At 64.7% G+C, this 11,527-nt stretch carries 5 protein-coding genes; all 5 read left to right on the forward strand.

What is annotated here, in order from left to right; genetic code table 11:
• The first annotated feature begins 67 nt into the window (after positions 1-67).
• The 5 genes from mobL (at position 68) to ACIGFK_RS01865 (ending at position 11,374) form a co-directional block, all read left to right on the forward strand.
• Entirely contained in the window at positions 68-2,344 is a 2,277-nt protein-coding gene (gene mobL / locus ACIGFK_RS01845) for a relaxase MobL (RefSeq protein ID WP_376659393.1), read from the forward strand.
• 89 nt (positions 2,345-2,433) lie between these two features.
• Positions 2,434-2,982: a hypothetical protein gene (locus ACIGFK_RS01850; RefSeq protein WP_376659394.1), complete on the forward strand. Its 549-nt coding sequence runs from the start codon at positions 2,434-2,436 to the stop codon at positions 2,980-2,982.
• A gap of 255 nt (positions 2,983-3,237) precedes the next feature.
• Positions 3,238-4,992, forward strand: a complete 1,755-nt coding sequence (locus ACIGFK_RS01855) for an AAA family ATPase (RefSeq protein ID WP_376659395.1) — start codon at positions 3,238-3,240, stop codon at positions 4,990-4,992.
• A 141-nt stretch (positions 4,993-5,133) separates the two neighbouring features.
• On the forward strand, positions 5,134-7,191 hold the full coding sequence (locus tag ACIGFK_RS01860) for a hypothetical protein (RefSeq protein ID WP_400050148.1): 2,058 nt from the start codon (positions 5,134-5,136) through the stop codon (positions 7,189-7,191).
• Positions 7,192-7,327: 136 nt separating this feature from the next.
• Positions 7,328-11,374, forward strand: coding sequence for a type IV secretory system conjugative DNA transfer family protein (locus ACIGFK_RS01865; RefSeq protein ID WP_400050149.1), 4,047 nt, complete (start codon positions 7,328-7,330; stop codon positions 11,372-11,374).
• Positions 11,375-11,527: the final 153 nt, after the last annotated feature.

The raw sequence follows: 11,527 nt of genomic DNA on the forward strand, positions 1-11,527 counted from the left end.
CGGGGAGCCGGCTGACAGCAGCCGGGGCCCGTAGTGCATCGGTGGCGAGACAGGAAGGAGAGCGACGATGGGCCTGAAGCAGGACATCGTGATCGTGAATGAGTTCACCGTGCCGCTGCCCGGCGGCAAGGGATCGCGCGGTGCGACGCCGGGCGACTACGTCACCCGGTACATGGCCCGCGCGCAGGCGACGGAGTCCCTGGCTCCGATCCAGCGTCTGCGCACCGACGACTTCATCCTGCGCTACACGGCGCGGGAGTCCGCCGTCGAGCGCGTCGGCATCTCGCGGGGTGCGACGAAGCACGAGATGCGCCAGGCGCAAGGCGACGGCGGCGTGGCCTTCGGCTACGGCTCGGTCTCGCTCTCGGACGAACAGCTCAAGGCGGCCGGCAAGGACATCCAGCACCACTTCGACGCTGGGCACACCGTGTTGAAGACCGTGCTGTCCTTCGACGAGGAGTACCTGCGGAAGCAAAAGATCATCGACGTCGACTTCCGCTGCGAAGCCCGCGGTGACTACCGCGGCCACATCGATCAGATGAAGCTGCGCATGGCGATCATGTACGGCCTGGAGCGGATGGGCTCGGGCACCAGCGGCTTCGACGACCTGCGGTACGTGGGGGTCATCCAGGTGGACACCGAACACGTGCACTGCCACCTGGCCATGGTCGACGGCGGCCGGGGCCAGGTGACGAAGAACGGCACGCAGCGCGGCAAGCTACTGGACCGGCACAAGTCCCGGCTCCGCCGCGGCGTCGATGCCTGGCTCCACGAGAAGCAGGCGGTCGCTCACCTCTCCAGCGCCGTCGGCTACGAGCGGCGCAACGTCACCACCTTCATCAAGCGGTGGGCGCACGAGCGAATCCGTGCCGAGTCCCTGCCGCAGTTTCTGGTCGCCTGCCTGCCCGGGGACCGAACGCTTTGGCGCGCCGGCTCGGACGACGCTCGCATGCGCAAGGCGAACCAGCTGGTGACCGAGCTCGTGACGGAGCAGCTAGAACGTGCCGGCTCCCCGATGCCCGCGGCCATGGAGCGCATCGTCGACTACGCCAACGAGCGCCGCGCGAAGGAGTCTCTGAGCACGGAGGAATGGCAGAAGCTGGTCGAGCAGGGACGTACGCAGATCACGGAGCGCGCCGTCAACGGCATCTACCAGATGCTTCGGGCCATGCCGGAGTCGGAACTGCGAGTGCACACGCCGATGCTCGAAGTCATGGGGATGGACTACCAGCAGATGGCGGCGCTGGCTGCAGATCGTCAGGGGGACCACGAGAACACGGAAGCCGATCTGGTCTCCTTCGGCTTCCGCCTGCGCAGCTACGCCTCACGTCTACGGCATCACCGGGAGAAGGTCGGGGTCTACCGCGATCTCACCCACCAGTGGGAACAGGCCGATAGGGCCGGTGTGGCCGCCGAGGATTCGCGCCCGCTCTACGACTTCTATCGCTTCGAGGAGGGCTACCACTGGAGGCTGATGAGCAAGTACCGGCACTTCCTGCCTTTCGTCGGGGATGCGGGCGCATGGCACGAGCAGCAGCAGGACGTGGCGGCTTACGGCCGGCGGCTGCTCTCGCTCATGGCCCTGCGCGCGGATGCCTCTCTGCAGCGGATGAAAGACTCCGAGGAGGCCGAGAATCTGGGCCGGACGATCTACGGTCAGCCCGGCGGCAGGCTCCTGACCGAGGGCATGCGCGGCTGGGCGGTGCTGGACGCGCGCATTCGGACGATGAAGCAGTCCTATGACCGGAAGTTGCACGGCCTCCGGGCCGATCTCGCTTCCTCCGGCCTGGTGCTGCGCGTGGGGTCGAGCGCCGAGCATCGGGCGGGTACGGAGACGGACGCGGTCAGCACGGACTTCAAGGTGGTCGCCGGTACCACGTATGACTTCGACGAGGTCAAGGGCTTGGATCTACATCACCTGGGCTACGACTTCGTCACCGACGTCCGAATCGGGCCGCGCGCACACCAGGCCTTCATCGAGACGGCCAGGGATCGCCGACGACTGCTGCTGGCGGCGATGGACTACCTGGACCAGTCCGGTCAGGCAGAGGCAATTGCCGATCTGCCGGTGAACGATGTCGCGGCGATGACACGGGTGTCCCGGGAGCTGACATCCCAGCAGACGGGGCGGCGATCCGGCTCGCTCATGTTGCGTTCCAGAATCGCGGAGCTGCGCCCCGGGCGCGAGCAGGCCGAGAGGATGCGGCGGTCCAAGGCTTCCTCGCTGGACGCCGGTCTGGTCGTGCGGGTCCAGGCCCGAGTCGATCAGGCTGTGACTACGGCAGACGCCGAGATGGCATTCGACTCGCATCAGCCGTCCATCTCAACCGCTTTTGAGCCCTAACAGACGAGCTGATTACGTCTTGTTCGGGCGATGTGACTGGTCGCGGTCGACTGTCAGATGACAGTGAGGACAAGTGGAGGGAAGAGATCATGGCACTTCTCAAGGGCCCGGGCGCGATGACCGGAGTCAACCTCATCGCGATAGCCTACAAGAAGGGCTTCACCAGGGATCGCAAGTCCCAGTACGCCGACGTCCAGCTTGACGCTCGAGACCTGCGCGGCCCGAAGCAGACGAACCTGCATCTGAAGTCCGATCGGGTTCAGGGCGAGGACGGCAAGGTCCGCTACAACAACGGCGCCCCGTACTCCACCAGTCAGATGGAGGAGATCGCCGAGGCCGCGGGGCCGAACACCGAGCCGATCCTGGACAAGGACGGCAACGAGATCGGCACCATCTACGGCTTCAAGGGCAATGTGATGCCCGCGACGCACGGCACCGGCCTGGTGGTCAACACCAAGTCCGTCGAGGCCTCCGAGTTCATGGTCGACAGCAGAACGCTGGACCGCCAATTGGCCTCCATGCGCGCAGCCCACGAGGCCCAGGCCGCGGCCAAGGAGTCACAGGCTCAGACTTCGGCCCCCGAGACCGAGCGGGAGCAGGCAACCGAGGTCGAGGTCGACCAGCCGACGGTCGGCTGAGACCAAGGGCGAGGCCGAGTCAAGCCCTCGAAAGGCCCCCGGAATGACATCCAGGGGCCTTTCGCGACCTACGACCACGAGATGTCGAGCACTGATCGCGCGGCCTCCTTCCAAGCCCCACCTCCGAATGCCCTCACAAGCCCTTCTCGGCCCCTATTGAGCGCCCTATCGAGTGCGTCTCATGATAGGTTTCGACTGATTTTGCAGTCGAATCGTCAGCCCTGTCGAGAGGTCTTGTGTGGCATGTTTCAAGAGGTGCAGCTCAACGAGCGCTACCGGCTCCTGTCCAAACTCTCGGAGCCACTGAAGAAGGCCGAGCGCGACATCGTCGGCCGCGAGCACGAGACGACACAGCTGCTGGCCTCGCTGAGCCGTCCCGAGCTGTGCAACGCGCTCCTGTTGGCCGAGGCCGGCACAGGCAAGACGGCCCTGGTCCAGGCCACGATGCTGGTGGACAAGGACCGCCTCTACCTGGAAGTGGACCCAGCGCGCATGATCTCCGAGGCGGGCACCGCCGAGAACATGGCCGCGATCCTCAAGGGCTTCTTCGACGAGGCCGAGGACTTCGTCAGAAACGAGAAGCACGAACTGGTCCTCTTCATCGACGAGTTCCATCAGGTCGCCCAGCTCTCCGACGCCGCCGTCGAGGCGATCAAGCCGGTCCTCGCCGCATCGGGAACCCGCGGCATCAGGATCATCGCGGCGACAACCTACGAGGAGTTCCACAAGCACATCTCGCCGAACCAGCCGCTCGTCGAGCGACTGCAACGCATCAACCTGAACCCGCCCGACCAGTCGACGACCATCAAGATCCTGCAGGGCATGGCGGAACGATATGGGGTGGCCGACGAGTTCTACGACGACCACATCTTCCGGCAGATCTACGAGTACACCCAGCGCTACATGCCGGCCAGCGCCCAACCGCGCAAGTCGATCCTCGTGCTCGACTCCATGGTCGGCTGGTCTCGCCTGACGCACCGGCCGATGGACCGGGACCTGCTCTCGGACGTGCTCATGGAGACCCTGAACGTCAACGTGGCCTTCAAGGTCGACGGTGCGAAGATCAAGAAGCAGCTGGACGAGAAGGTGTTCAGCCAGGAATGGGCGACCGGCGCGGTGGCGCGTCGCCTACAGCTGGCGGTGGCGGACCTCAACGACAAGGGAAAGCCAATGGCGAGCCTGCTGTTCACGGGCTCCACCGGCGTCGGCAAGACCGAACTCACCAAGCAGCTGGCGAAGCTGCTGTTCGGCGATGACCAGCGGCACCTGATCCGTTTCGACATGACGGAGTACGCCGAGGACTCGTCATTCGCGGCCTTCCGCTCCGAACTCACCAAGCGGGTGTGGGACCTCTCCCACGCCGTGCTGCTCTTCGACGAGGTCGAGAAGGCCTCGGCGATGGTCACGCGCGTGCTGCTACAGGTGCTCGACGACGGCCGGCTCAACGACGACAACAACCGCGAAGTGAGCTTCCTCAACACGTACATCGTTCTGACGACGAACGCCGGCACGGAGATCTACAAGAGCATCTCGCAGTACGCCGCCGACGACACCGGCTCGGGCAAACAGCTGATGGAGTACGAGAAGCTGATCCGCCGCTCCATCTCCTCGACGACGGGCGACAACCGGTTCCCGCCCGAGCTGCTGGGCCGCATCGACGCGATCGTACCCTTCCAGCCGCTGTCGCTGGCGACGCAGCAGAAGATCGTGCGGAAGAAGCTTCGGCAAATGGTGCAGGAGGTGTTCATCAAGCACAACGTGCGGGTCGACGTCGACGCGAGGGTGCTGCAGTACCTCATCGAGGACAAGGGTGACACCGACTCCGATGCCGGCGGCGCACGTGCGGCCGTGGCGAGGCTGACCGACGAGGTCACCACCGCGGTGGCGACCTTCCTCAACGAGCACCCCTCGGAGCGACGGATCCGCATCGACGTCGTCGGCGACTTGGTCAGCGACGACAAGAACCTGCTGAGTTCCGATGCCTACATCGAGGTCAGTGCAGTGCGATGAGTCGGTAAAGGCCGGCAGGACCTAGTCGACTAGCAAGTCAATAGCCCTTGGACGCCCTATAGTTGCTTACTCTGACAAGGCGACGATAGGATGCTCGTAAACCAGGCGGACTGTGTTCTTTTGGCGAGGGGATCGGCATCAATGGGCATTCTGGGAGCGGCGGCGGTCCGCCAGAAGAAGGAACGGAAGAAGAAGCCCAATGAGCTTCTGGCCTCCGTGGTGAGAGAGACGGCGATCCCGGCAGCGGTCGAGTTGCTGCGGTCGAACACTCCGTTCGTCTTTCCCAGCGGCACGGCCTGGGTGATGCTCGTGCTTGCTGCCGAGGAGATCGGCGGCTTGAGTATGCGGCACGGCCGGAACGAGGCGAAGGGCTCGATCATCGAGCTCATCAGCTCCGACCAGATCCGCACGGTGGCCACGGCAGAGATGCTCGAAGAGGAAGTCTTCGGCATCATCCCCACCGACGAGACTCTCGCGCGCATGGAGGAGTACTCGCTGCTCACCGGTGCCACCTACGCCTGGGCCGTCGTGTGGCAGAAGCCCGGCGGCGATCTGCTCGTCGATCTGGTGAACGATGCGACCTTCGCACAGGCGCGCTTCGTCGCCGCAGGTATCACGACCCTCGAAGAAGCCGTGGGTAAGAAGGCGTGGGAAGAACACAGCGGCCTGGTCGCCGAGGCTGGGACCGCCGACCCCTCCCCGGCGCTCCTCGATGAGGACGAGGGGGATGCGATCTTCGATGAGATCCCCGGTGACGAGGGGGCTGACGAGGGCCTGGACGACGAGCCGCGTTTCAGCGACGTCGTCGACGACGATGAACGGGTGGACGCACCCGTGTTCGACGGGGACGACGTGGGCACCGTTTCGGTCGAGTCGGAGCCGGACTACGACGGCGACGAGGTGACCGGCTACGAGGGCTTCGACGAGACCGACGCCGGCTACGACATCGAAGGCGACAACCAGGAAGCCGGCGACGCCGTGCCGCTGGCGGATCAGGCCCAGGTACGCGACGTCATCGCCCGCCGGTTCCTCTCCGAGGAGCTGGACTTGGACGTCCGGCTTGACGAGTTCAACGCGACCTTCACCATCGGCGCACCGGTCGTACAGATCGCCGTGCCCGAGGGAGCGACCGAGTGGCTCGGGGACCAGGTCGCCCAGCTCAACCGGCAGGCCAACGCGGACTTGATGCAGCTCCGTTCCGCGCACGAGGTCGAGCTGCGCGCGCTCTACGTCAACCTCATGTCGGCGCACACCGAGCAGGTCATCCGTGCGGTGGCCACCGACCGCGAGGGCTCCCGGTACAAGCTGTTGAAGGACGCGGCTGAGGCTGAGCACCAGCAGCGGCAGACGGAGAGGGAGGAAAAGATCCGAGCCCGCCGGGCGGAGATCGCCAAGGACTACGAGGCACAGGCCGCCAAGGTGGCCCAGCAGGCGGCGCTTTCGGCGGAGCTGCAGTACAAGGAGCGCAACCGCTCGCGGATGGAGCGCGAGCAGATCGACTCCGTCGCCCAGATCGAGCGGGACATCGAGGACACCCACGCGCACAACCAGCAGGAAATCCTGCGGGTCCGGCGGTCGGACGCAACGCTGAAGATGCAGACCGGGCAGACGCGAATATTCGAGGTGCTGGCCGAGCGGCAGTCGGAGTACCTGGCGGCCGAGGAAGAGCGCCTGAGCCGGTGGAAGTCCGAGATCCAGCGAATCGTCGACGACAACCGCAAGGCCGACATCGCCCAGTCCGAGGCGCTGGCCGAGCACCAGCGGACCACGGACGAGATCGGCATCCTGCGCCGAGAACAGCAGGACCTCCTGGAATCGGTGCGCTCTGAGCACGCCGACCGGATCCGCCGAATGGAGGACGAGCTCGAACGCAACCGCAAGGACGCCATCACGCAGCTGGCGACTCGGGACGCCGAGTGGCAGCACAACCTCAACCTGGAGAAGGAGAAGACCAACTTCCAGGTGACGCGGGTCACCGACCTGCTCAAGCAGCTGACGACGGTCGAGGATTCGGCGGCCAGGCGGTACGAAGCCCGCCTGACGGAGATGCAGGCCGACAAGGAGGCCTACGCCAACGAGCTGGCGCGGGCTTCCGAGATGCAGAGCCGCTCGAACAAGATCCTCGTCGTCATGATCGTCACGCTCTCGCTCCTGATGGGTGTGGCCGGCTTCATCGTCGGGGTGGTCTTCATCCATTGAGCGATCCGGTCATGACCTGCGGGGTGATCTGACGGCGCACGGGGCGCGTTCCCCATGTGCCGTCGTCGTCTGCGCAGCCGGGCGCAACGGACAGCGGGACAGCGAAATGGGCGAGGCCCGAGAGTAAGGAATCACGATGGCCACGAACAGACGGAAGGCGGCACGGCCGAAGGCGAGCAGCTGGGAGAAGATCTCGGCGCGGAAGCCCGGCGAGACGCTGACGAACCGAGACGTCCACGCCAACCAGCAGTTGGACCGCAGCAAGTTCCTGACCCTGAGGTCGAACAGACCGGGCATCGTCGTCGCGGTGATTGCCGGAGTGCTGGTGACGGTCGTCGCCTGGGTCCTCTACTCGCTCATCGCCGCGGCGGTGCTCTCGGTGGGCGTGTCCTTGGGCTCGGGTGTGTCCGGCAGCGCCGGCAGCAAGCCGAGTGCGTACTTCGTTCAGGACACCATGACGGGTGCGGGCGGCTCGGTCGTCAAGTGTTACCGGCCCCTGACCAAGGACGGCAACCCGGATGTGAAGGCGAAGTGCTATCCCAACGCTGAGGCTGTTCCCGTCCCCGCCTGGTACACCGCGGCGAACGACGGCAAGCTCGGCGCCGGCAAGCCGGCTGAGCCCAAGAAGAGCGCGACGACGGTCGGAGAGCAGCTGGCCGACGTCTCGGGGTTCAAGCTTTTCATCACGCTCGGCTCGGGTCTGATGGTCGCCCTCGTCATCGGCACGTGGTTCTCGCGGCGGGTCGCCGCGGCGAACCTGATGAACACCACGAGTGACATCAACCAGTACCAGAACGACCAGCACATCGCCCTGCCGGAAGAGATCCAGCAGAACTACGACTGGTTCCCTGACGCCGGCGCTCACTCGAGCGTGCAGGTCAGCTCGATGCTCAGCCACATGATGCTCAGGCAGAAGGGTCTGGGCACCGTCGAGGTCGCCCAGCGCGCCGAGGAGGACGTCTTCGATGAGGAGGGGAACCTCGTCTATTACGCCGGCGAGGTCATGGACGACGACGAAGGCAGTCCGCTGACGCAGACCCTGCCGATCATCGACGAAGTCTTCGGCAACGAGCTGTTCGAGGCTTCCGGCCTGCCCGCTGACAAGACCCTGCGGCAGAAGTACGACACCACACGCATCCCGTACAACCCTGACGGCAAGAACCGGGACAAACTCGGCTTCGGATCGGACAGGTACAAGACCGTCGCTGCCCTGATCAAGGAGGACTGGACGTTCCCGGAGTACGAGGTGCAGCGCCCTGCCGGGGCGTACGTGGTCGATACCGCGCCGGTGAACACCATGGTGCTGGCCATTACCCGAGCCGGTAAGGGCCAGACGTACATCGAGCCGGTCATCGACATGTGGTCGCGAGAGAAGAAGCCCTCGAACATGGTCGTCAACGACCCCAAGGGCGAGCTGCTGGTGAAGAACTACGTGCCCCTGGTCACCCGCGGGTTCGAACCGGTGCAGTTCAACCTGATCAACTCCATGAAGACCGACATCTACAACCCCCTGGGGCTGGCGGCCGACGCAGCGCGTGAAGGCAACTTCACCAAGTGCGCACTGTACGTGGAGAACATCGCCGGGATCTTCTTTCCGCTCGACGGCGGCGAGGACCCGGTCTGGCCCAATGCCGCCAACAACGCCTTCAAGCGCGCGGCCTACGGACTCATCGACTTCTACCTGGAAGAGGAACGGGAACTGCGCAGCGCCGCAGCCGTGCTGAACATGGACCCGGCGCTGCTCGAGCAGAAGCTCGATGACCTCTGGGGCAAGGTCACGCTCTACAACTGCTACCAGCTCTTCGTGCAGATGAGCTCGAAGAAGATCAAGAATCCCGAGGCCGAACTGGAAAAGCGGGTCAAGGCCGGCGAGTTCGACAACAACGCGGACGCCCTGGCCGAGGAGCAGGAGAAGGCTGCGGCCCAGGCCTTCATGTGGGAAGGCAAGGCCGATCAGGACATGCTCAGCCTGTACTTCAACGCGAGCGAAGAGCTGCCCCGCAACAACATGCGCACGATGGTGGGCAACGCCCACAACGCGCTGCGCTCGATGGCCGGCGCAGAGAAGATGCTCGCCTCGGTGTACGGCATCGCGATCACCGCCATGTCGTTCTTCACGGACCCCACGATCTCGACGCTGACCTCGGGCAAGCCGTCGCAGAACACCGACCTCGCCGGCCTGAGCTTCCCGCGTCGCCTCGGCGTGCGCTTCGCGCCGAACTACGTCAAGCGCGACCACCTCGTCGGTCAGCAGGCCGTGTGGTCGGCCTACGCGGACCCGATGTTCACCAAGAGCCTCGGAGGGGACTTCGAGCACGAGGAGATCGTCGGCCGCGAAGGCTGGGCCCGGTACAACTTCCAGGGCAAGTTCCCTGGCGACGAAGCCTGGCTCAAGCTGGAGCTGGTCAACCCACAGACGAAGATGCTGCTGCGCACCTTCTACTTCAGCTTCACGAAGACCCACCAGGTCTCGCTGAATGGCCGGCACTACGTGGTCGAGCCGGTGACGGGCAAGAAGATCGTGAAGAACGGCGTGCTGCGTGAGCTGAAGCCGGTGCGTGAGGGTGGCACTCGGGACGGGAAGATCCTGTCCTTCCAGGCCGGGGACACGCTCTACCCGGACACGCGACTCGACTTCTCCGGCGGCGGCAACCCGGAGAAGGTCTCGTATCAGGCACGGGCGATCACGCAGAAACTGGCTCGCTACTCGGAGTCCCCGAAGGCGCTGTTCCTGGTGACTCCGCCTCACCTGATGAAGTACGCGAAACTGATCCTGATCTTGGTCAAGCAGCTGTTCGACGTGAGCGCCGACCAGTCGTACATGACGAAGTCGAACCAGAAGCCGCTCTACCGCACGCGGTTCATGCTCGACGAGCTCGGCAACCTGCAGTCGGAGGGCAAGGGCATCGACGGCTTCGCGACCATGCTCTCCATCGGCCTGGGCCAGGAGCAGCAGTTCACGCTCATCCTGCAGACCCTGCAGCAACTGCGCGACGTCTACGGCGAGAGCGTCGACAAGATCGTGCAGGGCAACACCTCGAACATCGTGTTCCTGAAATCCACGGACGACTCGATGATCGAGACGCTGGAGAAGATGAGCGGCAAGACCCACCGGTCGTACAGGGACAGCAAGCAGATCAGCCAGGATCTCGACAAGGTCATCGGCGGCAAGACCGAGGGCCGGGTCTCCTACACGATGAGCACCAAGGAAGAGCCGCTGATCAGCTACAACGACATGGCCTTCCTCTCGCCGCGCAACTCGATCGTCTTCCGGGCCGGCGATGCGCCGATCTGGAACCGCAACCAGACGATCCTGCCGATGTCGGCCCGGCTACTGGGGAACACGATCAAGCACCCGGGGCACACGTACTCACTGCAGACGATCCCGACGCTCTCCAGTGCCATGGACTTCGACGTGCGGATGAACCAGCCGGACTTCGTGAAGATGCTGGAGAAGCGCATGCGGCAGGCGGTCAAGGCCGCGGACGCGAAGGCGCAGTACAAGGAGATCTACGGCTACCGGGAGGTCGACATCGAGCGCCTGGACCCGGATGTCTACGCCGACGAGGTCATGGAGGTCATCACGACGATGACCACGGTCGACAAGTGCCAGGACCCCAACGCTCCGGTGGTCGTCGACCCCGACGAGTACGAGGGGATGAGCATGTTCGACGAGGACCAGTTCATCGAGAACGTCGAGGTCGGGGTCGCGGTCGCCGAGAGTCAGGCGGTCAGCGTCGAGCGGCAGCGTCTGCTCTACGCGGAGGGGACGATCAGCAAGGAGATGCTGGTCAATCCCGACGGCTCGGCAAAGGTCAAGAGCCTGGACATCGAGATCGCCGAGGCTTACAAGTCCGCGCAGACCGAGTTGGAACAGGATCGCCGGCACTTCTCGGTCGGCGGCGACGGCGAACTGCGTAGCGCCGATGGGTCTCAGATCTACATCAGCCAGATCCGCTCGGACGCGTACGCCAAGGCCGCCCGCCGGATCAACGGCCACGTGAAGGACGGGGACTCGCGGGTGTTCGCGGAGGAGGACGTCACCGAGGAGGACCTGAAGTCGCTGGCGACGGTGAAGGTCTACTCGGCCTTCTACCAGTACCTGGCCTCCCTGCCGAGCTGGGAGATGCTGGCCGACGGCCGGTTCGACAGGGCGATGGCCATCGAGATGAACTCGAAGTAGCCGGCGGCCGCTTGGGGTCGGACAAGGATCACAACCAGTGCCGAGGCCAGCTCTCACCCAAGAGAGATAGCCTCGGCACTGACCTTTCAAATAGGCATCAACTCTCTTTCGATAGGCAATGTAGGCTCTATCCAAGCCGGAGCGTACACAGGA

This window comes from Streptomyces sp. NPDC085524, assembly GCF_044541755.1.
Classification (GTDB): Bacteria; Actinomycetota; Actinomycetes; order Streptomycetales; family Streptomycetaceae; genus Streptomyces.